This is a genomic window from Cellulosimicrobium cellulans, from assembly GCF_007679345.1.
In the GTDB taxonomy this organism is placed as follows: Bacteria; Actinomycetota; Actinomycetes; order Actinomycetales; family Cellulomonadaceae; genus Cellulomonas; species Cellulomonas cellulans_A.
In genome coordinates, this window is the sequence record NZ_VEGH01000022.1 from 1 (window position 1) to 26,521 (window position 26,521).

A 26,521-nucleotide genomic window follows, 5' to 3' on the forward strand; every position below is an offset into this window, starting at 1 on the left:
ACGCCGACAACCTCGGACCCCTGTGCCACCGCCACCACCGCCTCAAGACCGACGGCGGCTTCCGGCTGCGCCAGATCCAACCCGGCCTGTTCGAGTGGATCACCCCCACCGGACACCGCTACCTCACCCGACCCGGCACCGGGCGTGCGCGCGACGCCACGGCAGACCCGTACGACGAACCACCCCCGTTCTAGTCCGACGCCCCCGCGTCGTCGATGTCGGTGGTGCGCGGCACACTGGGCTCCATGTGTGGCCGCTACGCGCAGACCCGCGCCGCCGACCAGCTCGAGCGCGATCTCGCGATCGACCGGATCCTCGGCGAGCACCCGGGGCCGTCCTGGAACGTCGCCCCGACGCAGGACGTGCCGGTGGTGCTCGAGCGCGTCGAGGACGACGGACCGCAGCGCCAGCTCCGCCAGGCCCGCTGGGGCCTGGTGCCGTCGTGGGCCAAGGACGTGTCGATCGGGTCGCGGATGATCAACGCCCGCTCCGAGACCGTGCTCGACAAGCCGGCGTTCCGGAAGGCGGCGGCGCGGCGACGCGCGCTGGTCCCGATGGACGGCTACTACGAGTGGCAGGCCAACGAGCGCGGCCCCAAGACGCCGTACTTCCTGCACGGCGCGGAGCCGCTGGCGGCCGCCGGCCTGTACGAGCTCTGGCGCGACCACGCCAAGGCCGACGACGACCCGACGCGCTGGCTGTGGACCGTCACGATCATCACGCGCCCCGCGACCGACAGCCTCGGGCACATCCACGACCGCTGCCCGGTCCTGCTGCCCGGCCACCTGTGGGACGAGTGGCTGGACCCGACGATCACGGCCGCCGACGAGGTCGGGGCGATGCTGGTGAACGTGCCCGAGCCGCACCTCACGCCCCGCGAGGTCGGCCGGGCGGTGGGCAACGTGGCGAACGACGGGCCGGGGCTGGTCGAGCCGGTGGCGCCGGAGCCCGGGACCGAGGGCTGAGGCGACAGCCCGTCAGGCCATCGCGCGCGCCTTCGCCGCCCGCCAGTAGCCGCAGAAGGTCACGTCATGCTTGGGCACGCCGGCCGCGACCCAGTGCCGCCGCGTCGCAGCGACCAGCGACTGCTCCCCCACGACCCACGCGGTGACCGGCTCGTCCGGCACCGGCAGCGCCTCGACGGCCCCGAGCGCCGCCGGACCCGCGACCGCGTGCGGGTCGTCCCGCACCACCCAGCGCACCTGCACGCCCGCCGGTCCGGCGAGGTCCTGGACGTCGTCGGCGTGCGGCACCTCGACCACGGCGACGCCCCGGGCACCGACGCCGAGGGAGCGGAGGATGCCGGCGACCGCGGGCAGCCCGGTCTCGTCGGCGACGAGCAGCACCCGGTCGTGCGCGGTGGCCGCGGGGAACGTGATGCCCTCGTCGAGGATCGCGACGGCGTCGCCGGGCGCGCAGGTCCGCGCCCAGGTCGCGGCGGGGCCGGAGGTGCCGTCCTCGGGGGTCCCGTGCAGCACGAAGTCGACGTCGAGCTCGGGACCGTCGGGACCGTCGGGTCGGAAGGCCCGGACCGTGTAGTTCCGCAGCACGGGCCGCTCGGTCCGGGCGATCGCGAGGTACCTGAGGTACGCGAGGGTGTCGAGCTTGTTCGGCAGCCGGGACAGCACGGCGTCGTCGGCCACGGGGATGAACAGCCGGAACCACTGGTCGAAGCCCATCGGCCGGAACCGCGCCGCGTCGCCGCCGCCCAGCGTGACGCGGACGAACCCGGTCGACACGCGCGCGGTGCGCAGGACGTGCAGGGTGAGCAGCTCGGTGACCTCGGGCTTGCGCCGGCCCGCGGTGATGGTGCTGCTGCGGGCCACGGGTGCTCTCCTGTCGTCGATGTTGGTAAGGCTCGCCTTACCGGGAGGTGCGACGGTAGCAGCCGGGACCCGGGCGCCGGAATCCCCCGGCGCCTCGCAGTCCCCCGGCGGCGACCCGCCGCGGGCGCCCAGTGGTGCCGGGACGTCGGTCCGTGGCGGGCAGCGCCCGCAGGTGGCGGGATGGTGCGCATGGGGACCGACCGCTCCGACGACGCACCCGGACCCGGCGTCCTGCTCTGCTGGATCCCGCTGGGCGCGGGCGGGCCGCGGGTGGTGCGCGCGAGCGGCCGCTGCTACGAGACGCTCGCCGCGCTCCGGGACCGCCGCCGGCCACGGGCGCTCGTGCACGGCGCGCTGCTCGTCCGGCCGGCGTCCGGCCCCGAGGTCGCGGTCGAGGTGACGCCGGTCTGGGGCCAGCCGCCGGTCGACCGCGGCGTCGTCGCGACCGGTCCGGTCGGTGCGCGACCGCTCGGCAGGTCCCGGCTCTTCCGCTACGAGGTCCGGTGCTGGTCGGGCGGCGCGGTGCCCGACCAGGCGTGGGCGCTGGCGCGGCGGCGGGTGTCGGCGGACCCACGCGTGGCGGAGCGGCTGCTGGCGGCGGCGCCGGGCGTGCCGGCGCGCACCTGGGGCGGTCGGGCGCCGGGCGACCGGGACATGTGGACGTCGAACTCGGTGGTGGCCTGGCTGCTCGGGGCCGCGGGGCTCGACCCGGTCCCGCTCGGACCGCCCCCGGGCTGCCGCGCGCCGGGCTGGGACGCGGGCGTGCGGGCCGCCGCGGAGCGCACCGCCGCCCGGCCGGCGCCCTCCGGCCTCGCGACCCGGGATCCGCGCGGGCCGGGCCGGGCACCGTAGGTCGAGCGGTCAGGACACCCGGCCGAGCGCGATCGCCGCGTGCAGCAGGGCGCCCAGGGACTCGTTGTCGGTGATCGCGCCCGCGCGCACCAGGTCCAGCAGCTCGGGCCACGGCACGCGGCGCAGGCCGACGATCCCCTCCTCGTGCTGCGCGTGCGCCTCGTCGGCCGGCCGCAGCCCGCGGGCGAGCAGCACGTGCCCCGGCGCGTGCGCGACGCCGTTGAGGGAGAACACCGGCCCGAGGTGCGTCCAGTCGGCGGCGGCGAGCCCGGTCTCCTCGCGCAGCTCGCGCGCCGCCGCGACCAGCGGGTCCTCGCCGTCGGACCCGCCCGCCGGCACCTCGAGCGACACCGCGCCCGTGGTGTACCGCTCGACCTCGACCAGCACCACCTCGCCGTCGTCGGTGACCGGGACGACGAAGACGGCCGGGTTCCGGACCTCGACGACGCCGTAGACCCCCTCCCCGCCGTCGGGCCGGGTGACGGCGTCCTCGCGGACCCGGATCCACGGGTTCTCGTAGACGGTGCGCGAGTCGTGGGCGTGCCAGGCGGACATGCCCGCCATCGTGCCAGCCGGGCGGGCGGGGTCAGCGCCGCCGGTCGCCCGGGCCGCGCGAGGCGTGCCGGGCCAGGTGCGCCGCGCCGAGCGCGACCAGACCGATCCCGACCGCGCCCAGCGCCCCGGCGGCGAGGCCCGCGGCGTCCGAGCCGGTGGCCGCGAGGACGGCCGGAGCCGGGTCGGCAGGGTGCACGGGGTCCGCGGGGTCCGCCCGGCCCCCCGTGTGCGCCGGGGACGCGGCCGGCGACCCGACCGCCGCCGCCACGGTGGCCGCGCCCGGGTCGGCCGCCGCCACGCAGGACGCCGCGCCGGGGTCCCCGGGCACCTCCTCGACCACCGCGGGGTGCTCGATCGTCCGCACGGGGTGCTCGACGGTCTCCGCCGGGTGCTCGATCGTCCGCTCCGGGTGCGTGACCGTCACGGCGGGGTGCTCGACGGACGCCCACTCGTCGGGGACCTCGACGGTCTCGGTCACGGCGGGGTGCCGCTCGACGTGCGTCTCCGCCTCGTGCCGGACCGTCTCGGTCCACGCCTCGCGGTCCACGACGGTCTCGGTCCACGCGTCCTGCACGACGGTCTGCTCCTCGCGCACGAGCTGCCAGCCGTTGCCCGGGAAGGACGACCGGTCGGTGAACCAGCGCTCGCCGTTGCCGTTCTGCTGCCGGAACAGCCACCGGGTCTGCGTCACGGCCGGGTGCTCGACGGCGTGCGTCTCGGCGGGGTGCTCGATCGTCTCGGTCCACGCCTCCCGGTCGACGACGGTCTCCTCGTACGCGGCCGACACCTCCCGCTCGACGGCGTGCGCGGGCGTCACGAGCACGCGCTCGGTCCACGCGGCGCGCACCGTCTCGGTCCACGCGGGCACGGTCTCCGTCCAGGCCTCGCGGACGGTCTCGGTCCACCCGGGGACGGTCTCGGTCCAGGCCGCGGCCCGCAGCACCGGCCTCGACGCCGCAGGCGCGGCCGCCGTGCACACGATCCAGCGCCCGACCGACGACGCCGCGGGGGCCCCGGACGACGCCGCGGGGGCGGCCGGGAGGACCAGCGTCGCGCCCGAGACGGACGCGGCGAGGACGAGGGCGAGGGACGACATGATGGGCTCCTGGCGGCTCTGCGGGGGCGGCCGACCCGCCCCCGGCGACGTCCACCACGCTCCCGCCGCGGGCACCCCCGCGACCTCGTCCGACCGGCTCGTCCGACCCGGTCCGTCCGGATGCTCCTCGTCGCTGGGCGGCCCTGCCGGCCTCACCCCCCGACCGGCGGCACCAGCCCCGCGTCGTGCGCCACGATCGCCGCCTGGGTCCGGTTCTGGACCCCGAGCTTCGTCATCGCGTGCGCCAGGTGCGCCTTCACGGTCGGCTCCGCCAGGTACAGCCGGCGCGCGGTCTCCGCGTTCGACAACCCCTCCGCCACGCAGGCGAGCACGTCGCGCTCCCGGGCGCTGAGCGGGGCGACCCGGTCCCGGGCCTCCTGGGCCACCCCCGACAGCGCCGGGCCGACCGCGTCGAGCAGCCGCCGGGTGACCGCCGGCGACAGCATCGCGTCCCCCGCGGCGGCCGCGCGGATCCCCCGGTGCAGCTCCTCGACGGTGCTGTCCTTGAGCAGGTAGCCCGCGGCCCCGAGCCGCAGCGCCGGGACGAGGTACCGGTCGGACAGGAAGCCGGTGAGGACGACGACGGCCGTGCCGGTCCCGGCCCGGAGGATCTCCTGGGCCGCGCTCAGGCCGTCCATCACGGGCATCTGCAGGTCGAGCAGCACGACGTCGGGCCGGTGGGCGCGCACCTGCTCGACCGCCTCGCGCCCGTCCCCGGCCTCCCCCACCACCTCCAGGTCCGGCGCGGCGTCGACGAGCCGGGCGATGCCCTGGCGGAACAGCGCCTCGTCGTCGACCACCAGCACCCGGATCATGCCGGCACGGAGCGGCGCGGCAGCCGCGCGTCCAGCAGGAAGCCGCCCGCGGGTGTCGGCCCGGCGTCCAGGCGCCCGCCCACGAGGGCCACCCGCTCGCGCAGGCCGGCGAGCCCGGTGCCGCCGGTGGTCAGGCCGGTCGGCGTCGCGCGCGCCTCGGTCGTGAGCACCTGCACGTGCAGCTCGGGCCCCGCGTCCTCGACCAGGACGCGGGTGCCCGCGCCGGGCGCGTGCCGGACCGCGTTGGTCAGGCCCTCGCGGACCACGCGGACGGCGGTGCGCTCCGCGGGGTCCGGCGGGTCGCGGTGCGCCGCGGCCACGACGGCGGTGACGGGCTGGCCGACGTCGCGCGCGGCGGCGACCAGGCCCTCGACCTCCGGGAGCGCGTGCCGGGCCAGGCCGTCCTCGCCGGGGTCGTGGCGCAGCAGGCGCAGCACCTCGCGCATCTCGTCCAGGGCGGCGCGCCCGGTGTCCCGGATCTCGGTCGCGGCGGCGTGCACCGCCGGGTCGTCGGAGGCGCCGTCGAGCAGGTTCGCGTGCAGCACGATGAGGCTGATCCGGTGCGCGACGACGTCGTGCAGCTCGCCGGCGAGCCGGGTGCGCTCGGCCCGCCGCACCGCGAGGGCAGCGGCCTCCGCGGCGGCGCGCTCCTGCGCCACCCGGAGGGCGGCCGCGGCCGCCGCCGAGCGCTGCCCGCGCCCTGCGAGCCACGGCACCAGCACGTCGATCAGCAGCACGAGCGGCACGGCGACGCCCGACCGGAACGAGGTCAGCCGCCAGGCCGGCCAGATCATCGCCAGCGCGGCGAGCAGCCCGAGCCACCCCGCGCGCGGGCCCGCCCACCGCCCGACCAGGTACAGCGCGACCGGCGTCGCGACGACGGGCGAGAGCAGGCACAGCGGCAGGCACACCGCGAGCGCCACCGTCTCCCGCCGCAGCAGCAGCGCGGCGGCCCCGACCAGCTGCGCCGCGGCCTCCCAGGCGACCGGCTCGAGCGCGACCCCGGCCCGGGCGCGCGCGAGCACGAGGCCCAGGCCCGCCGCGGCGGCGACGGCGGACAGCGCCTGGCGCGGAGCGCCCACGGCGCGGTCGTCGGGCATGGCGACTCCCCCCGGTCGTCGGTGCTCGCGACGAGCCTGTCGCCCGCGACGGCCCGGGGCGTCGTCCGTCGCGGATGACCCGTGCGGCCGCGCCGGCCGTCGGCGGGCCGGGGTCACCCGGCCCGGGCGATGCGCGCCGCTCGCCCGCGCCGGGACGCTGGCAGACGTCCCACCCCGGCGAGGGGCCGCGGGACCGACCCGACCGACGAAGGAGCACGACGGTGGCCACTCTCAGCGTGTGGAAGTTCGAGACCCCCGGCGGCGCCCAGCAGGCCGAGCAGGCGCTCGAGTCGCTGGCGAAGCAGGAGCTCATCCAGGTGCACGACGCCGCCACGGTGTCCTGGGACCCGGACAAGTCGAAGCCCAAGACGCGGCAGGCGCACAGCCTCGCGGCCGCCGGCGCCCTCGGCGGGACGTTCTGGGGCATGCTGTTCGGCCTGCTGTTCTTCGTCCCGCTCCTCGGCGCCGCCATCGGCGCGGCGGCCGGCGCGCTCGCGGGGTCGCTCACGGACGTCGGCATCGACGACGACTTCATCGACTCGGTGCGCAGCAAGGTCACGCCGGGCACGTCGGCGCTGTTCCTGCTGTCGTCCAACGCGGTGCCCGACCGGGTGGTGGCGGCACTCAAGGAGCAGGGCATCCACCCCGAGCTGATCCAGACCAACCTGTCCGAGGACGAGGAGGCGCGGCTGCGCGAGGCGTTCGACGAGAACGCCTGACCGGTGGGTCGGCCGGGTCCGGCCCGGCGGGGAGGAGGAGGGCGATGTCGAGGACATCCGTGCACGAGGGGGCCGCGGCGCGGCCCCGGCCGCGGGAGACGGCCTGGGTCGGCTGGATCTGGTTCGGCGCGCTGATGATGATCCTGATGGGCCTGTGGGGCATGTTCACCGGCCTGGTCGCGGTCTTCTCGCCGCACACGATCGTCGCCTGGACGACCTACGGGCTGGCGGCGGTGGACGTCTCCACCTGGGGGTGGGTGCACCTCGCGGTCGCGGCCCTCGTCTTCCTGGTCGGCATCTCGCTGCTGACCACGGCCGCGGGCTGGGCGCGGGTGACGGCCGTGGTCCTGGTGGGGCTGCAGCTGCTGCTGCAGTTCGTGGCGCTGCCCGCGACGCCGTGGTGGTCGCTGGTGTCCATCGGCCTGTGCGTGACGGTGCTGTGGGCGCTGGTCGTGCACGGCGGCGAGCTGCGGCCCGTGTCGACCTGACCGGCCCCGCCGCCCGCGGAGCCGGGTGCGGCGGTGCCCCGGTGGGGGCGCCGCCGCCCTGCGGCGCGCTCAGAGCAGGCCGCGCTGCACCGCCGTCCGGACCGCCGCGCGGCGCCCGTCCACCCCGAGCTTCCGGTAGATGGCCCGCATGTGCGTCTTCACGGTGTTGATCGACAGGAACAGCGAGCCGGCGATCTCCTCGGAGGTCAGCGACGAGCGCAGGCAGGCGAGCACGTCCCGCTCCCGGGGCGTCAGGTCCCAGGTGGACGCCCGGGGCGCGGGCGCCTCGTGCTCCGCGACCAGCAGCCGGGTGATCAGCGGCTCGTGCGCGCTGCCCCACTCCAGGTGCGCCGACAGCAGCGGGTGCAGCGCCGCGGCGCGGTCCCGCAGCGGCCGGACGAGCCCGTGCGGCGCGGCGGCGGCGAGCGCCGCCTCGAGGGCGAGGTGCGCCGCGGCGGCGTCCTCGTCGGCGCGCAGGGCCGCCTGCGCCGCCAGGTTCGCGACCCGCACCTGGGCGGGCGTCCCGCCCAGCGCGGCGGCGGCCGCGGCGGCGGCGCGCTCGGCGGCCTCCAGCGCTCGCTCGGCGGCCTCGATCTCCCCGATCCGCAGCAGCAGGTCGCTCTGCCAGCCGAGCGCGAGCGGGTCGCTGAACGCGGCCGACGTCTCGTCGACCAGCGCGAGCGCCTCCCGCGGCCGGTCCTCGACGCCCAGCTGCACGGCCGTGAGGAAGGCGCGGAACGCGGTCAGGTGCTCGGGCGCCGACCCGTCCGGCCAGGGCGCGTCGGTGATCTCGCGGGCCCGGGCCAGTCCGGGGGCGTCGCCCTGCGCGAGGCAGACGACCGCGAGCACCCCGGCCGCGTGCACGGCGACCTCCCGCCGGTTGCGGCCGGCCGCCTCGATCGCGGCCCGCAGGTGGCCCGCCGCGGCGCACAGCTCGTCGCGCCAGTACGCGGCGATGCCGCAGGCCAGGTGGGCGGACGCGACGATGCCGGCTCCCTGCCAGTCGTGCAGCGCCGCGGTGGCGAGCACGGCCTGCGCGGCGGCCAGCGCCCCGCCGGCGTCGCCGCGCTGCGCGGCGGCCAGCGCCTCCTCCGCGCGGCAGCCCAGCTCGAGCGCGACCCAGCCGCGCTCCGCGGCGAGCGCCCCGCCCTCCGCGAGGTGGGTCAGCGCCGCGGGGTGCGGCCCGTACTGCTGGAGGGCGGCCCGCCCCACGAGGTACAGGCCGAGCGCGCGGGCGGCGTCGTCCGGCGCGCCGCCGCCGGCGACCCCGTCGTCGAGCAGCGCCCGGCCGCGCCGCACCGACTCCTGCAGCGACGGGCGCCCCGGGCCGAGGAACGTCCGCACCAGCTCCCCGACCCACGCCGCCCGGGCGTCGTCGTCGCCCGCGCCGTCGGCGTCGTAGGCGTGCGCCGCCGCGAGCGCCAGGAGCACGTCGGGGTCGCTGCGGTACCGCGGGGGCAGCGCCGCGCGCAGGCCGCGCACCTGGCCGACGTCGCCGCGCACCACCAGGTCCGGCCACCGCTCGCCGAGCACCCGCGCCGCCAGGTCGGGCGCGTGCCCGTCCAGCGCGTGCCGGATCGCGGCCGCGGGGTCGCGCGGCCCGAGGTGCGCCGCGACGACCCGGTGCGCGACCCGCGCCGCGAGCGGGTCGCGCCGCGCCAGCACCGCGCGCGCGTGCGCGGCGACCAGCGCGTGCCACCGGTACACCGGCCCGTCGCCGGCGTCCCCGACGTCGGTGAGGAACAGCCCGCGCGCGACGCACTCGTCGAGCAGCCGCGCCCCGCCCGGCACCAGCGCCTCGGCCAGCTCGGGGTCGACCTGGCCGGCCACGCTCGCGCGCAGCAGGAAGTCGGCGAGGTCGTCCGGCAGCGACCCGATCACCTCCTCGACCAGGTAGCCGGTGATCGGCACGTCCCGGTCCCGGAGCTGCGCCAGCGGCTCCCCGGAGCCGGCGAGCACGTCGGCGGCCAGGGCGAGCCGCACGGCGACCGGCCAGCCCCGCGTGACCTCCCAGAGCGCGCGGACCGTGGCGCCCTCCGCCGGCACGCCGGCGGCGCGGACCACGTCGGCGACCTCGTCCTCGGTGAACGCCAGGGCCCGCTCCCGCAGCTCGCCGACCTCACCGGCCATCCGCATCCGGTTCACCGGCAGCGCTGCGTCGTACCGGCCGGCCAGCACGAACCGGGGGCCCGCGTACCGCAGCACCGGACCCAGGACCTCGCGGGCCGTCCGGGCCGAGAGCAGGTGCACGTCGTCCAGGACCACCACCGTCTCGGGCGGCAGCGTCTCCAGCGCCGCCACGAGGGCGTCCACCCGGCGGGCGAGCGTCCCCGGCGCGCGGCCGGAGGCGGGGGCGGCACCGGGGCGCGCCCCCGGGGCGAGGCAGGCGAGCGCCTCGCCCAGCACGCGCACCAGGCGGCCGGGCTCGTCGTCCAGCGGGTCGAGCGACACCCAGGCGACGGGGCCGGGCTCCCGGGCGGCCCACTGCGCGAGCAGCGTGGTCTTGCCGAAGCCCGCCGGCGCGCTCACCACGGTCAGCCGGTGACCGACCACCGTGGCCGCCAGCGCCTCGTCGCAGCGCGACCGCGCGACCAGCCCGTGCGGGGGACGCGGCACCGTGAACTTCCCGTCGGGCACGGTGCGACCACGCCGTGCCCCCGGGCGCCCCTCCGGTCCCGTCCTGCCGCCGTCGTCACCAGCGTCCATGTCCACGCCCCCCCGATGCGTGCCCGACTCACCGTAGACCGCGTGCTCGCGGACGCCGGCTCCCCTGCACCAGAGTGACAGGTCCGCGCTGATCGTGAGTCACGTCTCGTTGTGACTCCCTCACCCGGCGCGGGTGAGCGCGGGTCCGGCCTCCCGGGTTCACACACCGCGGGTGAGGCCCGCGCGCCGCCCCGCGGCTTCGCTGGTGGCGTCGGTGCGGGACGGGCGCGAGGGCGGTGGGCGATGCCGGAGACCCAGCCCGCCCCCGTCCCCGTCCCGCACGACGCCGAGGTGGTGCGCGCCGCCGCCGAGGCCGCGGTGTGGGCGCACCCGGCGCTGCTGGGCTACCGGCAGCTGCGCACGGAGCTGCGGACCGGCCGCGCCGGGTTCGGCCTCCTCGACCACGACGGCCCACCCGCGCCCGGTGACGGCACCCGCCACGCCGACCCGCTGCTGGTGCGGTCGAGCGGGTGGCTCGACCTGCGCGCCGAGCCCGCCGTCGTGGGCCACCCCGACCTGCCCGCGGGGCGGTACGCCGGGCTGCAGGTCGTCGACCTGCTCGCCCGCACGGTGGCCCACCTCGGCCCAGTCGGCACCGGGACGGCCGCCGCCGACTGGGCCGTGGCCGGGCCCGGCTGGGACGGGGCGGTGCCGCCCCACGTCTGCGGTGTCCTGCGGGCGGGGTCGCCGCTGGTCCGGGTCGTGGCCCGCACCGGCGTACCGGGCCCGGGTGGTCTCGCCGCCGCCGTCGAGCTGCAGCACGCGTACCGCGTCCGGCCGCTGCACGCGCTCGGCGGCGTGCCGCCGCCCCGGCCGGCGCCGTCGCCCGACTGGCTCGCGTGGGACGAGGAGCGGGCCTGGGGCGCCGGCTTCGTCGAGTACCTGGCGCTGCTGCTCCGGCTCGCCCCGCCCGCCGGTCCCGCGGACCGGGCCCGGGTCGCGCGGTGGGTCCGGCTGGGCGTGCTGAGCGGCGCGGCGCTGCCCGGCGCGGGCGGCCGGGAGGCCGGGCACGGCACCGACGCCCGCACGCGGACGCTCGTCGCGCGGGGCGCGGCCCTCGGGGCGGCCCAGCTCGCCGACGCCCTGCGGCGTGAGGGGCAGGGCCCCGACGGGCCGGGCACCGCGGACGGTGGCGACACCGAGCCGGCGGCCGCGCTCCGCCGGGCCGTCGCCGCGGAGGACGAGCTGCACGCCCCCGAGCCCGACGAGGTCCGCACCCTGCGCTGGCGCCTGCTCGACGGGGAGCCGCTCGACGGGCACCGGCGGTACCGGATGACGCTGCCCACCGAGCCGCCGGCGTCGCTGCTCTGGTCGCTGGCCGCGCACGCCGAGCCGTCCGGGGAGCTCGTCGCCCACCCGGCGCGCCGGTACGCCCTCGGGACGGGCACGCCGGACCTGCCCCGCGGCCGGGACGGCTCACTGACCGTCACGCTCCAGCACGACGAGCCGGCCGACGCGCTGAGCCGCGCGGGCTGGCTGCCGGTCCCGCCCGGGCGGTTCGGCCTGGTCCTGCGGCTGTACGGGCCCGCGCGGGCGCCGGGGTGGGCCCCCGTCCTGCGCGTGCTGGGCTGAGCGGGCCGCCGCCCGCGCTCCCCGCCGGGTCGCGCCGCGCCGGGTCGCGCCGCGCCGGGTCGCGCCGCGCCGGGTCACGCCCCGCGGGTCACCGCCTGCAGCTCGGCGATGGCCACCCCGAGGTCGCACAGCAGCGCCACCACGCCGGTGAGCCCCGACGCGTCCGGCACCTCGCACGACAGGATCGCGCCGTCCCGCGTCGGCGCCGCCACGATGTCCGCGTAGTCGCCCAGCCCGCCGAGGTCGCGCTCGGGACCGACGACCCGGATGTGGTAGAGCACGCGCCTCGCCCCCTCCTCGACCGCGCCCGACCCGATGCCGCCAGCCTCGGGCCCTGCGGCCGCCGCGTCGTCACGCGCCGGGGGTGAGCCGCGGTCAGGACAGGACGACCGCGAGCGCCGCCAGCGTCTCGGACTCGACCTCGAACGACCAGTCCGCGCCCAGCTCGTCGAGCGGGAGCACCGTGACCTGCGGGTCCGCGTCCGGGTCGCCCCCGTCCGAGCAGGCGACGTCGGCCTCCCCGACCGTCTCGCCCGCGACCACCACCGTGAGGTGGGCGCCTCGGCCGTGCTCCGACGCGCAGACCACCGTGACGTCGCGCGCGCCGCGCTCCGGGGCCTGGGAGGACCCGCCGCTCATCGCCGCGCCGGGACCGGCCGCCCCGCCGCCGAAGGCGGTGCCGCCCTCCGCGTCGCTGATCCCGAGCGCGTGCTCCCAGACCCGGCTCCCCGCCGCCTCCGGGTCGAACGCCGGCCCCGCGGCGGCCCGCCACCCGAGCACCGCGACCACCGCGACCACCGGGACGGCCAGCGCCACGAGGGGCAGCCAGCGGCGCGCGGCGCGCGGCACGCGCTCGTCGCCGGGCTCCGCCGCGGGCGCGACGTCGACGTCGGCGAGCACGTGGTGGTCGTGCGCGTCGTGGTCGTGCGCGGCGGGCGGGGAACGGTCGTCGGGGGCGGTCACACGCACGAGCCTCGCACGCCGGGCCGGGTCGACGGGCGCGTTCCGGGCAACCCGTCCCCTACCCTCGGCTCCGTGGCGGAGCGACGGGACGCGGTGCGCAACCGGGGGCTGATCGTCGCCGCGGCCGAGGCCGTGTTCCGCGGAGGGCGCCGCCGTCCCGCTGGACCGCGTCGCGCAGCGGGCGGGGGTCGGCCGCGGCACGCTCTACCGGCACTTCCCCGACCGGCTGGCGCTGATCGCGGCCGTGTACGCCGCCCGCGTCGACGCCCTGGAGCGGCACGTCGGCACCCTGCCGCCCGACCGGCTGGTCGAGCACCTCGTGGCCGAGATCGGCGCGCAGCAGGTCGCGGCCCCCGGGCTGTTCGGCAGGCGCTACGGGAGGACGGCAGCGTCGTCGCCGGGCTGTACGCCGCGGGGAACAGCTCGGCGTCGGTGATGGGGCGCACGTACCCCGGGCCGGGGTCGACGATCGGGCCCGCGGCGGCGTTCGCCCGTCCGCACCCTAGAGTGGGCGGCCGGGCACCGGGCCCGAGGACCAGCGGAGGGTGAGGACGTCGTGCCGCGAATCGCCGCCCCGACCGTGGCGGAGCACCGGGCGGCGCGCCGTCGCGCGCTGCTGGACGCCGCGCGGGACCTGCTGACCGCCGACCCCGACCGGGTGCCGTCGCTGGCGGAGGTCGGCGCACGCGCCGGGCTGTCGCGGTCCAGCGTCTACCAGTACGTCCAGTCGCGGGACGACCTGCTGCGGGCGGTCGTGAGCGACTCGTTCCCGCGCTGGCAGGAGCGGCTCGACGCGGCGATGGCCGCCGCGCCCGGGCCGGCCGCGCGGGTCCTCGCGTTCGTGCGGGCGAACCTCGAGCTCGTCGCGGACGGCGAGCACGCGCTCGCGCGCACCCTCGCGGTGGTGGCGCCGGCCGAGGACCTGGCACGCGAGTCCCGCGCGTTCCACGAGCGGCTCCTGCACCCGGTGCTGGACGCGCTCACCGAGCTCGGCGTCCCGGACCCGGAGACGACGGCCGAGCTGGTCAACGCCCTGGTGCACGCCGCGTCGCGGCGGGTCGAGCAGACCGGGGAGCTCGAGCGCGCGTACGCGGCGACCGCGGCGCTGCTCGAGGGCTACCTGGGCGACGACGGCGGTGGGGCGGGCGCGACGGGCTGACCCCGGCACGGCGCCGCCCGGCCCGGGACGTCCCGGGCCGGGCGGGTCCGGCGCGGCGTCCGCCTCAGGCGGGTCGCAGCCGCCCGTCGACCATCTCGACCACGCGGTCCGCGTGCTCCAGCACGTCGTGGTCGTGGGTGACCATGACGGTCGCGACGTCGAACTCGTGCGTCTGACGCCACAGCAGCTCCACGATCTCGTGACTGCGCCGGCGGTCGAGCGCGGCCGTGGGCTCGTCCACGAGCAGGACCGACGGCGAGGCGGCGAGCGCGCGGGCGATACCGACGCGCTGGCGCTCGCCTCCGGACAGCCGCGCGGGACGCCGGCCGGCGTGCTCCGCCATCCCGACGGCAGCGAGCAGCACCTCGGGGCGGCGCGCCGCCGGTCTCCCCGTGATCGTCTCGACCAGCCGGAGCTGGTCGACCGCGGTGAGCGCGGGCACCAGGTTGCCGGACTGGAACACGAAGCCCACGTGGTCGCGGCGGAACCGGGCGAGCCCTCGCCGCGAGACGGTGGTCAGCTCGATGCCGTCGACCACGACCGACCCCGACGAGGGTCGGGTGAGTCCCCCGGCCACGGCCAGCAGGCTCGACTTCCCGGCGCCCGAAGGGCCGACGACGGCGACGAGCTCGCCGGCGCGCACCACCAGGTCGACGTGGTCCAGGGCGGTGACCACCTGGTCGCCGTCACCGAACGCGAGGGTGACGTCGGACAGGGCGAGGCCCGCCTGGGGCAGCGCGGGATCGGTGGCGGTCATCGGTTCTCTCCCAGGGCGGTGACGGGGTCGACGGAGACGATCCGGGTGGTGGCGACGGCGGCGCCCACGAGCCCGAGGCCGACGATCAGCCCCGCGCCGCCGAGCACCGGGCGCGCCTCGAGCGAGAACGGCATGCCCGTCCCGCCCAGCAGGGCCCCCAGGCCCAGGCCGGCGGCGACGCCGACGGCGGTCGCGCCCACCAGCAGGATCGCCGCCTGCAGCAGGCCGTCGGTCAGCAGGTAGCGGGTCGACGCCCCGATCGCGCGCATCACGGCCAGCTCCCGGGTGCGCTGCACGGTCCAGAGCGTGAAGAACGCCCCCACGACGAGCGCCGAGATCGCATAGAGGAACGCCTGGATCAGCTGCATGGTCATGAGCTCGGCGCTGTACCCGGGCGAGGAGTCGAACGCCTGGGTGATCGTGCGCGCGGACGTGCCGGCCGCGGCGTCGCCGGCCGCGAGGTCGATCGCGTCCCCGCCCGCGGACCGGAGGGCCACGACGCTGGCGACGTCGTACGCGTCACCCGGCACCGCCTCGCCGACGCCGGCGCCGGCGTGCACCTCCTGCCAGGTCCGCAACGCCACGTAGCCGATGTCGACGTGACCGAACGTGCGCTGGTCCGGGGCGAAGCCCACGACCTCGAGCCGCGTGCCCAGCCGGTCCAGCGTGATGACGTCGCCCAGCGCGATGCCCTCGTCCCGCGCGGTGGCGCTGAGCACGACCTCGCCCTCGGCGGCGAGGTCGCGGCCGTCGGCGGCCTCGGGTGCGACGAACCCGCCGGGCTCGACGCCGAACAGCGTGAGGTCGACGGGGGCGCCGTCGTCGTTCTCGGCGTTGACGATCGCGGTCCCGAGCAGCTCGGCGTCGGCCACGTCGTCCCGCGCCGCCCAGGCGTCCCGCTGCGCGGCGGTGACCTCGGAGCGCGTGAAGGCGGAGTCGGTCCGGGTGCCGTCCGCGAAGGCGAGGGCGTCGATCCGGCTGCGCTGCAGCCCGGACACGCCGTCGATCACGAGCCCGGACGACAGGCCGGACAGCAGGACCATGAGGACGGCGATCAGGGCGACGACCGCGCCCATCAGGCCGAAGCGGGTGCGCGCGAACGCGAGCTCGCGCAGTGCGAGGAACACGGGGAGCCTCTCGGGGTCGGGGACGCGCCGGTTTTCCGACGCGGTGTCGGCATCATAGCGACGCGGTGTCGGTATCCCACCGACACCGCGTCGAGGTCCGCACGCACATCGCGTGCCGGGGACGACGAGGGCCCGGCCCCGGAGGCCGGCGGGTCGCACCCGCCGGCGCCGTCTCCCACGGCGCACCTCCGCGGAACCGCCGCCCGCCCGTCGTCAGCGGGTGCAGCCGGTGCGCCCGACGGCCTTGCGCCGCAGCACGCGCACGACGGACCAGGCGGCCACGCCGGCGACGACCAGCGTCCACGCGGCGACCCAGCCGCTCGCGAGCGCCAGCCCCGTCGTGGCGAGCACGCCCGCCCCCTGGCCGGTGATCTGATACATGGTTCCCCACTCTCCGGAGTCGTCGGCCGCGCACGGACCGGACGCCGGCGCGGTGCACCCATCCGACCCCGCGGGGACCGGGTGCTCACGTCGCCCCGGACCCCCGGGAGCACAGCGGACGTGCGCGACGAGCAGGCGCGCCCCCGGCCACGAGCGACCGCCGACGGCGTGCTCACGACCGCGGACGCTGCGGGCACCCGCTGCGGGCGCGCACGGGGCCGTGGAGTGGCAGCATGTGGCGAGCCTGGTCGACCCGTCCGCGCAGGGGGCCCGATGCGACGACCACAGCCCGACCGACCGAGCGCCGACGCGTCGCCGGCGGGGACGCCCGCGTCGGGGCGGGCCGGACCGTCGCCCTCCGTCCAGCTCGCCGTGGCCACCGTCGGGTTCGCGATCAACTTCTGGGCCTGGGCGCTCATCAGCCCCCTCGGGCGGACCTACGGGACGGACTACGACCTCACCGACGTCCAGGTCTCCGTCCTCGTCGCCGTGCCCGTCATCGTGGGGTCCCTCGGCCGCATCCCGGTCGGCGCGCTGACCGACCGTGTCGGCGCACGGACGATGTTCCCCGTGGTCAGCGCGCTGACGATCGTCCCGGTGCTGTTCGTGGGGCTGATCGCGGACAGCTTCCCGATGCTGCTCGTCGGCGGGTTCCTCCTCGGGCTCGGCGGCACGACGTTCGCCATCGGGGTGCCGTTCGTGAACGGCTGGTTCGCGCCGGAACGGCGCGGGACCGCCCTGGGGATCTTCGGCGTCGGGATGGGCGGCACCGCCATCTCGTCGTTCACCACCGTCGCGATCGCCGATGCCGTCGGCCGGTGGGCGCCGTTCGTGCTGGTGGCGGCGCTGCTGGCGCTCTACGCCGTCGTGGCGCGCCTGCTCCTGCGCGACCCCTCCCCCCGACCGCCGGCCAGCGGCGACGGCCTGCTGGCCCGGACCTGGCGGACGCTGCGGATCCCCGCCACCCTGCAGCTCTCCTGGCTGTACGCCGTCGGGTTCGGCGGCTTCGTCGCGTTCTCGGTCTACCTGCCCACGTTCCTGGCCAACGCCTACGGGCTGAGCCAGGGCGACGCGGCCGCCCGGACCGCCGGGTTCGTCGTCCTCGCGGTCGTGATGCGCCCGGTCGGGGGGACGCTGTCCGACCGGCTGGGCGCCGTGCCGGTGTCGGTGGTGTGCTTCGCCGTCGTGACCGTGCTGGCCGCCGTCGTCGCGTTCCAGCCCGATCTGGTGCCGGTCGGGACGATCGCGTTCCTCGGGCTCGCGGCCGCGCTCGGGGCGTCGTCCGGGGCGACGTTCGCGCTGGTGTCGCAGGTCGCGCCGCCGGGGACGGTCGGGGCGGTCACGGGTGTCGTGGGCGCCGCCGGCGGGCTCGGCGGGTTCCTGCCGCCGCTGATCATGGGCGCCGTCTACCAGCTGCGGGGCGACTACGGCACCGGGTTCGCGATGCTCGCAATCACCGCGCTGGCGACGCTGCTGTTCACGCTCGGGCCGGTGCGCCGTGCGAGCGCACGCCGGGGGTAGTCCGCGCCGGAGGTCCCGGCGCCCCGCGGCCCCCGCCTGGGACACTCGTCGTCCGCGACGAAGGAGAACCCCGTGCAGGAGCTCGACCTCGCGACCGCCCTCGCGGACGGCCGCACCGAGTACGACAAGATGGTCGCCGGCGACTGGTACCGCTACCGCTACGGCCCCGAGCTGGCGGAGCTGACCACCAGCACCCAGCGCACGTGCCGCCGGATCACCGCCCTCTACGACGAGGACCGGCCCGCGGCCGAGAGGCTGTTCCGCGAGCTGCTGGGCACCGTCGGCGAGGGCGTCGACTTCCGCCCGCCGTTCTACCTGGACTACGGCCACCGGCTGCACCTCGGCGACCGGACCTTCGTCAACGCGGACTTCCTCACCCTCGGCGGCGGCGAGATCCGCATCGGCGCGGACGTCCTGATCGGCCCGAGCGTGCGGCTGTACACGCCGACCCACGTGCTGGACCCCGAGCTGCGCCCGCAGGGCTGGGAGCGGGTCTCCCCCATCACGATCGAGGACGGCGTGTGGCTCGGCGGCAGCGTCGTCGTGTGCCCGGGCGTGACGATCGGCGCGCGGTCGGTCGTCGGCGCGGGGTCCGTGGTCACGAAGGACGTGCCGCCGGACGTGGTCGTCGCCGGGAACCCCGCGCGCGTCGTGCGCGCCCTCCTGCCGGAGGGCTGAGCACCGCGCCGTCCGGCTTCCGCGGCCGGCTCGCCGCCCGCTCGCCGCCTGTCCCGTGACGGCGCACGGCCGGGATCAGCCGATCACCGCGGTCGCCTCGATCTCGACGCGGACGCCGGGCTCGAACAGCACCTCGACCCCGATCAGCGACGCGGGAGGCAGTGGCGTCGGCAGCCCGAGCTCCTCGGCCACCGACTCGACGCCGGCGAGGAACGCGGGCATCTGGTCGGCCGTCCACCGGGTCACGTAGATGGTCAGCCGGACGACGTCGGCGAAGGTCGCACCCGCGCCCGCGAGGCCCGCCGCGACGTTCCGGAGCGCGTCGGCCACGTGCCCGGCGATGTCGTCGGCCGCGAGCGGTGCGCCGTCCGCGTCGACGCTGCCGACCTGGCCGGCGACGTGCACCTGGCGGGTGCCCGAGCCGATCGCGACGTGCTGGTACGGGACGGGGTGGGCGAGGCCGGCGGGGCTGAGCAGCTGGACGGGCACGGGGTCCTCCGAGGGGCGGGAAGCAGGTATCCCCTTCCTACGTGGTACCCGCAGGACACTTCAACGAGACTAGGTGTCGTGACCGATACCGCCACGCCCGCCGAGCGCCTCGCCGTCGGCGCGCCCCACCGCGAGCTGCTCGAGCAGGTGCTGGACACCTGGTCGATGCAGGTCCTCGAGCACCTGTGCGAGGCACCCGCCCGGTTCAACGACCTGCGCCGGGCGATCCCCGCCGTCACCGCGAAGTCGTTGACCGCGACGCTCCGCCGGCTCGAGCGCAACGGCATCGTCGGCCGCGCGGTCATCAGCACGCGTCCGGTGGCGGTCGAGTACGCGATCACCCCGCTCGGCAAGACCCTCCGGGAGCCCGTCGACGCCCTGCTCGCCTGGACCTCCGCTCACCTGGCGGAGGTTGAGGCGGCACGCGACCGCTTCGACGACGCCTGACGACGCCAGGGCTCGCGGCGGCTGCGGGATCCGTGCCGGGCATCCTGTGGTGGTGGGCCCGGCCGGTCTCGAACCGACGACCTCCGCGGTGTAAGCGCGGCGCTCTGACCAACTGAGCTACAGGCCCCTGCTGCGCTGGGCAGCCTACCGGTGCGGGTGCCCCCGCCCGGTCCGTACCCCGGTCCTCGACGGGACGGGTGCCGGCACCCGCGCCGGCACGCGGGTCACAACCCCGCGACCGCCTCGCGGTACGCGGCGAACGGCCGCGCGACCCCGGCGGCGGACTCGACCGACCAGCGCAGCACGCCGGTGGCGTCCAGCAGGAACGACCCGCGCCGCGCGTACCCGTCGACCTCGTCGAACACCCCGTACGCCCGCGCCGCGGCGCCGTGCGGCCAGAAGTCGGACAGCAGCGGGAACGTGTACCCGTCCTGCTCCGCCCAGGCGCGCAGGGCCGGTCCGGGGTCGCAGGACACCGCCCGCACGCCGACACCGGCCCGGTCGAGCTCCGGCAGGTGCGCCTGGAGCTCGCCGAGCTCCGCGGTGCACACCCGCGAGAACGCGAACGGCACGAACACCAGCAGCACCGGGGCGGCCGACGCCCCGCCGACCGCCACCGGCGAGCCGTGCGCGTCCGGCAGCGTCAGCACGGGCACCGCGTCGCCGACGACGGGCGCCCCCGGACCCTGGCTCACGGCCGGGACCGCGCGGGGCTCAGCGCCCGCGGCCGCGGCTGCCGAGGCGGGTCGCGGACCAGTCGCCCGCGATCGAGAACGTGCTCGTCGCGTGCAGGCCGGCCGTGGTCGCGGCCTCCTCGATGTCGTCGTGCCCGACGTGCCCGTCGCGACCCGGCTTGGGCGTGAGCACCCACATCTGCCCGCCGTCGTCCAGCACGGTCATCGCGTCCATGAGGGTGTCGGCCAGGTCGCCGTCCTCGTCGCGGAACCAGATGACAACGCCGTCGACCACGTCGTCGTAGTCCTCGTCGACGAGCTCGGTGCCGGTGATGCCCTCCAGACCGGCGCGCAGGTCGTTGTCGACGTCGTCGTCGTAACCGAACTCCTGGACCACCTGGCCCGAGGTGAACCCGAGACGGCCCGCCCCCTGGGGGGCGTCGCCGGTGCTGGATGCCACGTCCTGACCTGTTCCTTCCGTCTGGCGTGCCGGGCCGGTCCCGAGCACCACCTGTTCGATGATCACCGAACGGTAGCCCACCGCACCCCACGTGCGCGTGGCAAGCGCCGTCGTGGCGCCGGGATGTCGGCGCGGCGCGGACCAGCGCGTCCGACCCGCAAGACGGCGCGACCCGGCCGCGGCCCCCGCCCGGAGCGGCACCCGGCGGTCGCGACCGGCGGCCAGGCACCCGCGCACTCCCCCCGAAACGCCCCGTGACGTGCCCGGACGTGATGGGGGCCACCCCCCGGAGAGCCGATTGTCATGAGCGTCACGCATCCCGAGTGTCGGACTGGGAGACTTTCGGTGTCCGGACGGCGGACAATGGTCCTACTACCCGCCCGGCGGCGGCGCGCACCGAAACCGGCGCGCACACCGGCGGGCCGAGATGCGCACCGGGGCCGACCGGCCCCCGCGTGGAGAGGCGAGGAGCACTGGTGGCTTCGAAGGACGAGCGCGGACCGCTCATCAACGGCCTGCTGAGCCAGGTCCCGGACGTGGACCCCGAGGAGACCTCCGAGTGGGTCGAGTCCATCGACGGGCTCATCGACGACAAGGGCGGCCCCCGGGCCCGCTACGTGCTGCTGAGCATGCTCAAGCGCGCGCGTGAGCGGAACGTGGCGGTGCCGGCCGAGCTGAACACGCCGTACGTCAACACGATCGGCGTGCACGAGGAGCCGTACTTCCCGGGCGACGAGGTCCTGGAGCGCCGGTACCGCTCGTGGAACCGGTGGAACGCGGCGGTCATGGTGACCCGCGCGCAGCGCCCCGGCGTCGGCGTCGGCGGCCACATCTCCTCCTACGCCTCCGTGGCGACGCTGTACGAGGTGGGCCTCAACCACTTCTTCCGCGGCAAGGACCACCCCGGCGGCGGCGACCAGATCTACTTCCAGGGCCACGCCTCCCCCGGCGTGTACGCCCGCGCGTTCCTCGAGGGCCGGCTGGACGAGCACCAGCTCGACGGCTTCCGCCAGGAGGTGTCGCACCCGGGCGGCGGCCTGCCGTCGTACCCGCACCCGCGCCTGATGCCGGACTTCTGGGAGTTCCCGACGGTGTCGATGGGCCTCGGCCCGGCGTCGGCGATCTACCAGGCGTGGACCAACAAGTACCTGCACCTGCGCGGCATCAAGGACACCAGCCAGCAGGACGTCTGGGCGTTCCTCGGCGACGGCGAGATGGACGAGCCCGAGTCGCGCGGCATGCTGCAGCACGCCGCCCAGCAGGGCCTGGACAACCTGACCTTCGTCGTGAACTGCAACCTGCAGCGCCTCGACGGCCCGGTCCGCGGCAACGGCAAGATCATCCAGGAGCTCGAGGCGCAGTTCCGCGGCGCCGGCTGGAACGTCATCAAGGTCGTGTGGGGCCGCGAGTGGGACGCCCTGCTCAACGCCGACAAGGACCGCGCGCTCGTCCACCTCATGAACGAGACGCCCGACGGCGACTACCAGACGTACCGCGCGGAGAACGGCGCGTTCATCCGCGAGCACTTCTTCGGGCGCGACCCGCGCACCAAGCAGCTCGTCGAGAAGATGACCGACGACGAGATCTGGGCGCTCAAGCGCGGCGGCCACGACTACCGGAAGATCTACGCCGCCTACAAGGCCGCGCGCGAGCACACCGGGCAGCCGACCGTCATCCTGGCGCACACCGTCAAGGGCTACGGCCTGGGCTCCGGCTTCGCCGGGCGCAACGCCACGCACCAGATGAAGAAGCTCAAGGGCGCCGAGCTCAAGGCCCTGCGCGACTCGCTCTCGATCCCGATCACGGACGAGCAGATCGACGAGAACCCGTACCTGCCGCCGTACTACCACCCCGGCCAGGACGACCCGGCGATCCAGTACCTCCAGGAGCGTCGCCGCCAGCTGGGTGGCTACGTGCCCGAGCGCCGCTCGACGCACAAGCCGCTGACGCTGCCGGGCGACAAGGCCTACGAGCTGCTGAAGAAGGGCTCCGGCACGCAGGAGGTCGCCACGACGATGGCGCTCGTGCGGCTGTTCAAGGACCTCGTGAAGGACAAGGAGCTGGGCAGGCGCCTGGTCCCGATCATCCCCGACGAGGCCCGCACGTTCGGCCTGGACTCGATCTTCCCGAGCGCGAAGATCTTCAACACGAACGGCCAGAACTACCTCGCCGTCGACCGCGACCTGATGCTCTCCTACAAGGAGTCCGAGTCCGGCCAGATCATGCACACCGGCATCAACGAGGCCGGTTCCGCGGCCGCGTTCCAGTCGGTCGGCACGTCGTACGCCACGCACGGCGAGGCGCTGATCCCGTTCTACTTCTACTACTCGATGTTCGGGTTCCAGCGGACGGCCGACCAGTTCTGGGCGGCCGGCGACCAGATGACCCGCGGGTTCCTCATCGGCGCCACCGCCGGCCGCACCACGCTGACCGGCGAGGGCCTGCAGCACGCCGACGGCCACTCGCCGCTGCTGGCCGGCACCATGCCGCACGTCGTCCACTACGACCCGGCGTACGGCTACGAGATCCGGCACATCGTCCGCGACGGCATCCAGCGGATGTTCGGCGAGGACGGTCGCGACCCCGACGTCATCTACTACCTGACGGTCTACAACGAGCCGATCGTCCAGCCGGCCGAGCCGGAGGACGTCGACGTCGAGGGCATCCTCAAGGGCATCTACCTGCTGTCCCCGGCCGAGGGCGACGGGCCGAAGGCCCAGATCCTCGCGTCCGGCGTGGCGGTGCCGTGGGCGCTCGAGGCCAAGCAGCTGCTCGCCGAGGACTGGGGCGTGCACGCCGCGGTCTGGTCCGTGACGTCCTGGAACGAGCTGCGCCGCGAGGCGCTGGCCGCCGACCAGGCCGCGTTCCTGAACCCGGGCGAGGAGGCGCGCACGCCGTACCTCACCGCCAAGCTCCAGGGCGCCGAGGGCCCGTTCGTCGCGACGACCGACTACGACCACCTCGTGGCCGACCAGGTGCGCGAGTGGATCCCGGGCCGGTACGCCACGCTCGGCGCCGACGGGTTCGGGTTCTCCGACACCCGCGCCGCCGCCCGCCGGCACTTCAAGATCGACGGCCCGTCGACCGTGGTCCGCGTCCTGCAGCAGCTCGCCCGCGAGGGCAAGGTCGCGGCGGACGCGCCGGCGCAGGCGATCGCGAAGTACCGCCTGCACGACGTCACCGCCGGCACCTCCGGCAACGCGGGCGGCGAGTCCTGACCGGACCCGCCTGACGCACGCGACGGGCCCCGCACCCCTCCTCGGAGGGGTGCGGGGCCCGTCGTCGTCCCGGGGGCCGGTGCCCGGACCCGGCGAGATCGGCGCTGTCGGCGCCGGTCGCCGTCGGCGGCGCGCCGTCGCCGACCGGCGGCGCCCCGTCGCCGAAGTAGGACGGCTCCGCCGAGGTAGGACCGTCGGGGGACCTATCTCGGCGCGCGGGACCTATCTCGGCGCGCAGTCCTCTCTCGGCGCGCGGGGCCGGGACGGCACGGCGCCCGGCGCCAGGTCCCCGGGTCCCGCGCGCTCGACGCAGCCCCGCGAGATCGGTGCTTCCCCCCGAGATCGGTGCTCGCAGCCACCGATCTCGACGGGATCCGCCGATCTCGGCGCCGCCCCGTCGCCGAGGTAGGACCGTTCCGTCGAGGTAGGACCGTCGGGGGTCCTACCTCGACGCGCGGGTCCTACCTCGACGCGCGGGTCCTACCTCGACGCGCGGGTCCTACCTCGGCGCAGGTCGGCGCACGGTGCGCGGGGTCTCTCCCGCGGCGCGGGTCCGCTGCCGACGGCGTACGACCCGCGGACGCTCGCCGGGGACGCCGACAGAGGACGCCCGCCGGACGACACGCGCCGCCGGGCGGACGACACGCGCCGCCCGCCGGACGACACGCGCCGCGGAGCGCGCGTCAGGCGCCGGCGTGCCGCTCGGCCTGGTCCACCAGCCGCGCCAGCTCGCGGCGCATCTGGGCGATGTCGTCCTGCTTCGGGTACAGCTCGAGGCTCGCGAGGTGCTGCTTCGCGTCGAGCGGGCGGCCCGCCTCGACCGCGGCCAGGACCAGCTCGCGCCCGACCTCGGGGTCGTGCTCCCGCGGGTGCCAGTGCCCGGTTCCGAGGCCGAGCGCCTCGACCGGCAGGCCGGCCTCGCGCAGCAGCCGCAGGCCCGCGACGAGCGCGGCGCCGGACGGGTCGCGCTCGGTGGCCGTGGTGAGCCGGCGGAGCGTCCCCTCCAGGTCGTCGCGCACGGACAGCCGCGCGACCTCGACCAGCGGGTACCAGGCGCGGGGGTTGCCGGCGAGCTCCTCGCCGAGCGACCACACGGCCAGGTCCGCGGCGCGCTGGCGCTCCGCGTCGTCCGCCTCGGCGGTCAGGGGGTCGTCGTCGACGCCGGTGACGGCGTGCCGGCGGACGATCTCGGCGAGGGCCGCGAAGGCGCGCTCGTCGTTGGGATCGTCGCCGAGGCGGGACCTCAGGGCGTCCTCCTGGGGGACGTCGCCGTGCCGGGTCGCGCCCGTCGGGCGGCGCGCCCCGATCCGGGACGCGGGCGCAGGGCGGCCCAGCAGGCGGCGCAGTCGGGGCAGCAGAGCCATGACGCGACACTATCCGGTGGACTCGTCCCGCACCGGTCGAACGGCCCGCCGGCCCGTCGGCCACGCTCGGGACCTTTGTCGGTTCCCCACAACGGGGCCCTATGCTCACGGCATGCCTCAGCCCCGCCGGACGTCCGCGGCCCCCGCCCCCGAGGGCGCCGCCCCGGCCCCGTCGCCCGCCGCGCCGCCGACCACGACGGCCACCACGGCACCGGCGGCGCCGCCCGAGGTCCCGGCCGAGGACGCCGCCCGGGCCGCCGCCCCGGTCGACGGCCTCTCCCCCGCCCGCAACCGCACCCGCGCCGGGCGCATCGCCACGGCCCCCGACGCGAGCAACGGCGAGACCCTGCGCCGCGTCCGCGAGGGCAGCGGCGTGCTGGCCGCGGCGGCGATGCGCCGGCTCGACGAGGACCTCGACTGGTACCGCGCCCTGCCCGCCGACGACCGGTCCTGGGTCGGGCTCGTCGCCCAGGCGGGCATCACCGCGTTCGTCACCTGGTTCGCCGACCCGTCGCGACCGCCGCACGGCGTCGGCGAGATCTTCGCGACCGCCCCGCCCGAGCTGACCCGGTCGATCTCCCTGCAGCACACGCTGCAGCTGGTCCGCGTGGTGGTGGACGTCGTGGAGTCGCACAGCGACCGGCTCGCGGCGCCGGGCGGCGAGCGCGACCTGCTGGAGGCCGTGCTGCGGTACTCCCGCGAGGTGGCGTTCTCGGCGGCGGAGGTCTACGCCCGCGCCGCCGAGGTGCGCGGCGCCTGGGACGCCCGGCTGGAGGCGCTGGTCGTGGACGCCCTGCTGCGCGGCGACGTCGACGACTCCCTCCGGTCCCGGGTCGCCGCGCTCGGCTGGAGCGGCCGCGGCAGCACCCTGGTCGTCGTCGGCACCACCGCCTCCCCGCTCGACGACGTCCGGACGTCCGACCTGCGCCGCGCGACCCGCCGCGCCGCGGACGACGCGCTGGTCGGCATCCAGGGCGACCGGCTGGTCGTGTTCCTCGGCGGCACCGGCGACCTGCGCGAGGCGGCCGCGTCCCTGCTCCCGCGGTTCGGCCCCGGTCCCGTCGTCCTCGGCCCCACGGGCACCGACCTGGCCGACGCCGCCCGGTCCGCCCGGGCCGCGCTCGCCGGGCTGGCCGCCATCTCCGCGTGGCCGCAGGCGCCGCGCCCGGTGCTCGCCGACGACCTGCTGCCCGAGCGGGTGCTCGTCGGCGACGCGAGCGCCCGCGCGCTGCTGGTCGAGCAGGCGTACGTCCCCCTGCTGGCCAGCACCGGCAGCCTGCTGGAGACCCTCACCGCGTACCTGGCGGCGGGCCGGTCCCTGGAGGCCGCGGCCCGCACGCTCTACGTCCACCCCAACACCGTCCGGTACCGCCTGCGCCGCGTCGCCGAGGTGACGGGCTGGGACCCCCTGGACCCGCGCGAGGCCTACGTCCTGCAGCAGGCCCTGGCGGTCGGCCGCCTGGACCACCCCGGCGCCTGACCCCCGCCGAGGTCGTCGGTTCCGGCCACCGCACCCCCGGCGGAACCGACGACCTCGGGCGCAACCGCCGACCT

The 26,521-nt window shown here is 76.9% G+C and carries 27 protein-coding genes, 1 tRNA gene and 2 pseudogenes; 14 read left to right on the forward strand and 16 right to left on the reverse strand.

The window, feature by feature from the left end:
- A pseudogene (locus FS882_RS21215) lies at positions 1-194 on the forward strand (HNH endonuclease); the annotation flags it as partial.
- Between the two features lie 51 nt (positions 195-245).
- Positions 246-965: an SOS response-associated peptidase gene (locus FS882_RS19860; RefSeq protein ID WP_158375840.1), complete on the forward strand. Its 720-nt coding sequence runs from the start codon at positions 246-248 to the stop codon at positions 963-965.
- Positions 966-977: 12 nt separating this feature from the next.
- On the opposite strand, the gene FS882_RS19865 is transcribed toward FS882_RS19860, so the two are convergent.
- Entirely contained in the window at positions 978-1,826 is an 849-nt protein-coding gene (locus FS882_RS19865) for a siderophore-interacting protein (protein WP_187365400.1), read from the reverse strand.
- A 189-nt stretch (positions 1,827-2,015) separates the two neighbouring features.
- Between FS882_RS19865 and FS882_RS19870 the strand changes: the two genes are divergently transcribed.
- The gene (locus tag FS882_RS19870; RefSeq protein WP_187365401.1) at positions 2,016-2,678 is read left to right on the forward strand and encodes a hypothetical protein; all 663 of its coding nucleotides are present in this window, start codon (positions 2,016-2,018) and stop codon (positions 2,676-2,678) included.
- Between the two features lie 9 nt (positions 2,679-2,687).
- Here the strand turns inward: FS882_RS19870 and FS882_RS19875 are convergent, their stop codons facing one another.
- The 4 genes from FS882_RS19875 to FS882_RS19890 form a co-directional block, all read right to left on the reverse strand.
- The gene (locus FS882_RS19875; protein ID WP_158375842.1) at positions 2,688-3,233 is read right to left on the reverse strand and encodes an NUDIX domain-containing protein; all 546 of its coding nucleotides are present in this window, start codon (positions 3,231-3,233) and stop codon (positions 2,688-2,690) included.
- A gap of 31 nt (positions 3,234-3,264) precedes the next feature.
- Positions 3,265-4,329, reverse strand: a complete 1,065-nt coding sequence (locus FS882_RS19880; RefSeq protein WP_158375844.1) for a hypothetical protein — start codon at positions 4,327-4,329, stop codon at positions 3,265-3,267.
- A gap of 152 nt (positions 4,330-4,481) precedes the next feature.
- A complete protein-coding gene (locus FS882_RS19885) occupies positions 4,482-5,144 on the reverse strand; it encodes a response regulator (protein WP_158375846.1) in 663 nt (220 codons plus the stop codon).
- Positions 5,141-6,244 (reverse strand): sensor histidine kinase, encoded by a 1,104-nt coding sequence (locus FS882_RS19890; protein WP_158375848.1) that lies wholly within the window; start codon positions 6,242-6,244, stop codon positions 5,141-5,143. Before FS882_RS19890 ends, FS882_RS19885 begins: the two co-directional genes overlap by 4 nt.
- A gap of 221 nt (positions 6,245-6,465) precedes the next feature.
- On the opposite strand from FS882_RS19890, the gene FS882_RS19895 reads away from it, so the two are divergent.
- Both FS882_RS19895 and FS882_RS19900 read left to right on the forward strand, forming a co-directional pair.
- Complete coding sequence (locus FS882_RS19895; RefSeq protein ID WP_158375850.1) at positions 6,466-6,963, forward strand: DUF1269 domain-containing protein; 498 nt, start codon at positions 6,466-6,468, stop codon at positions 6,961-6,963.
- A gap of 44 nt (positions 6,964-7,007) precedes the next feature.
- Positions 7,008-7,451 (forward strand): hypothetical protein, encoded by a 444-nt coding sequence (locus tag FS882_RS19900; RefSeq protein ID WP_158375852.1) that lies wholly within the window; start codon positions 7,008-7,010, stop codon positions 7,449-7,451.
- Positions 7,452-7,520: 69 nt separating this feature from the next.
- Here the strand turns inward: FS882_RS19900 and FS882_RS21710 are convergent, their stop codons facing one another.
- Positions 7,521-10,088, reverse strand: coding sequence for a LuxR C-terminal-related transcriptional regulator (locus FS882_RS21710; protein WP_262348431.1), 2,568 nt, complete (start codon positions 10,086-10,088; stop codon positions 7,521-7,523).
- A gap of 312 nt (positions 10,089-10,400) precedes the next feature.
- Here FS882_RS21710 and FS882_RS19910 point away from each other — a divergent pair, with 312 nt between their 5' ends.
- Complete coding sequence (locus FS882_RS19910) at positions 10,401-11,729, forward strand: DUF1214 domain-containing protein (protein ID WP_158375854.1); 1,329 nt, start codon at positions 10,401-10,403, stop codon at positions 11,727-11,729.
- Between the two features lie 74 nt (positions 11,730-11,803).
- Here the strand turns inward: FS882_RS19910 and FS882_RS19915 are convergent, their stop codons facing one another.
- The gene (locus tag FS882_RS19915) at positions 11,804-12,010 is read right to left on the reverse strand and encodes a hypothetical protein (RefSeq protein WP_158375856.1); all 207 of its coding nucleotides are present in this window, start codon (positions 12,008-12,010) and stop codon (positions 11,804-11,806) included.
- A 94-nt stretch (positions 12,011-12,104) separates the two neighbouring features.
- Positions 12,105-12,692 carry a hypothetical protein gene (locus FS882_RS19920; RefSeq protein WP_158375858.1) on the reverse strand — a complete coding sequence of 196 codons (588 nt, stop codon included), beginning with the start codon at positions 12,690-12,692 and terminating at the stop codon, positions 12,105-12,107.
- Between the two features lie 160 nt (positions 12,693-12,852).
- On the opposite strand from FS882_RS19920, the pseudogene FS882_RS21830 reads away from it, so the two are divergent.
- The 3 genes and pseudogenes from FS882_RS21830 to FS882_RS19935 form a co-directional block, all read left to right on the forward strand.
- Positions 12,853-12,927, forward strand: a pseudogene (locus tag FS882_RS21830) (TetR family transcriptional regulator); the annotation flags it as partial.
- 9 nt (positions 12,928-12,936) lie between these two features.
- Positions 12,937-13,128, forward strand: coding sequence for a hypothetical protein (locus tag FS882_RS19925; protein WP_262348432.1), 192 nt, complete (start codon positions 12,937-12,939; stop codon positions 13,126-13,128).
- A 120-nt stretch (positions 13,129-13,248) separates the two neighbouring features.
- Positions 13,249-13,851 carry a TetR/AcrR family transcriptional regulator gene (locus FS882_RS19935; RefSeq protein WP_158375860.1) on the forward strand — a complete coding sequence of 201 codons (603 nt, stop codon included), beginning with the start codon at positions 13,249-13,251 and terminating at the stop codon, positions 13,849-13,851.
- A 64-nt stretch (positions 13,852-13,915) separates the two neighbouring features.
- Here FS882_RS19935 and FS882_RS19940 read toward each other — a convergent pair whose 3' ends face one another.
- The 3 genes from FS882_RS19940 to FS882_RS19950 all read right to left on the reverse strand — a co-directional run bounded on the left by FS882_RS19940 (position 13,916) and on the right by FS882_RS19950 (position 16,116).
- Entirely contained in the window at positions 13,916-14,608 is a 693-nt protein-coding gene (locus FS882_RS19940) for an ABC transporter ATP-binding protein (RefSeq protein ID WP_158375862.1), read from the reverse strand.
- On the reverse strand, positions 14,605-15,735 hold the full coding sequence (locus FS882_RS19945; protein ID WP_187365402.1) for an ABC transporter permease: 1,131 nt from the start codon (positions 15,733-15,735) through the stop codon (positions 14,605-14,607). Before FS882_RS19945 ends, FS882_RS19940 begins: the two co-directional genes overlap by 4 nt.
- Before the next feature lie 213 nt (positions 15,736-15,948).
- A complete protein-coding gene (locus FS882_RS19950) occupies positions 15,949-16,116 on the reverse strand; it encodes a thaumatin family protein (RefSeq protein WP_158375864.1) in 168 nt (55 codons plus the stop codon).
- A 372-nt stretch (positions 16,117-16,488) separates the two neighbouring features.
- Here FS882_RS19950 and FS882_RS19955 point away from each other — a divergent pair, with 372 nt between their 5' ends.
- Both FS882_RS19955 and FS882_RS19960 read left to right on the forward strand, forming a co-directional pair.
- Positions 16,489-17,637, forward strand: coding sequence for an MFS transporter (locus tag FS882_RS19955; RefSeq protein WP_262348433.1), 1,149 nt, complete (start codon positions 16,489-16,491; stop codon positions 17,635-17,637).
- 72 nt (positions 17,638-17,709) lie between these two features.
- A complete protein-coding gene (locus tag FS882_RS19960) occupies positions 17,710-18,315 on the forward strand; it encodes a sugar O-acetyltransferase (RefSeq protein WP_262348434.1) in 606 nt (201 codons plus the stop codon).
- A gap of 75 nt (positions 18,316-18,390) precedes the next feature.
- Here FS882_RS19960 and FS882_RS19965 read toward each other — a convergent pair whose 3' ends face one another.
- Entirely contained in the window at positions 18,391-18,804 is a 414-nt protein-coding gene (locus FS882_RS19965) for a RidA family protein (RefSeq protein ID WP_158375868.1), read from the reverse strand.
- Between the two features lie 78 nt (positions 18,805-18,882).
- On the opposite strand from FS882_RS19965, the gene FS882_RS19970 reads away from it, so the two are divergent.
- Complete coding sequence (locus FS882_RS19970; protein ID WP_262348435.1) at positions 18,883-19,251, forward strand: winged helix-turn-helix transcriptional regulator; 369 nt, start codon at positions 18,883-18,885, stop codon at positions 19,249-19,251.
- A gap of 50 nt (positions 19,252-19,301) precedes the next feature.
- Here FS882_RS19970 and FS882_RS19975 read toward each other — a convergent pair.
- From FS882_RS19975 to FS882_RS21715, 3 genes are all read right to left on the reverse strand, one after another.
- Positions 19,302-19,378 (reverse strand) — tRNA-Val (locus tag FS882_RS19975).
- A 97-nt stretch (positions 19,379-19,475) separates the two neighbouring features.
- Complete coding sequence (locus FS882_RS19980) at positions 19,476-19,946, reverse strand: redoxin domain-containing protein (RefSeq protein ID WP_158375870.1); 471 nt, start codon at positions 19,944-19,946, stop codon at positions 19,476-19,478.
- 19 nt (positions 19,947-19,965) lie between these two features.
- Positions 19,966-20,385 carry a DUF3052 domain-containing protein gene (locus FS882_RS21715; protein ID WP_239194932.1) on the reverse strand — a complete coding sequence of 140 codons (420 nt, stop codon included), beginning with the start codon at positions 20,383-20,385 and terminating at the stop codon, positions 19,966-19,968.
- Between the two features lie 476 nt (positions 20,386-20,861).
- Here FS882_RS21715 and aceE point away from each other — a divergent pair, with 476 nt between their 5' ends.
- Positions 20,862-23,603 (forward strand): pyruvate dehydrogenase (acetyl-transferring), homodimeric type, encoded by a 2,742-nt coding sequence (aceE, locus tag FS882_RS19990; protein WP_158375874.1) that lies wholly within the window; start codon positions 20,862-20,864, stop codon positions 23,601-23,603.
- A gap of 683 nt (positions 23,604-24,286) precedes the next feature.
- Here the strand turns inward: aceE and FS882_RS19995 are convergent.
- A complete protein-coding gene (locus FS882_RS19995; RefSeq protein WP_158375876.1) occupies positions 24,287-24,967 on the reverse strand; it encodes a hypothetical protein in 681 nt (226 codons plus the stop codon).
- 112 nt (positions 24,968-25,079) lie between these two features.
- On the opposite strand from FS882_RS19995, the gene FS882_RS20000 reads away from it, so the two are divergent.
- Positions 25,080-26,447, forward strand: coding sequence for a PucR family transcriptional regulator (locus FS882_RS20000; RefSeq protein ID WP_262348436.1), 1,368 nt, complete (start codon positions 25,080-25,082; stop codon positions 26,445-26,447).
- Positions 26,448-26,521: the final 74 nt, after the last annotated feature.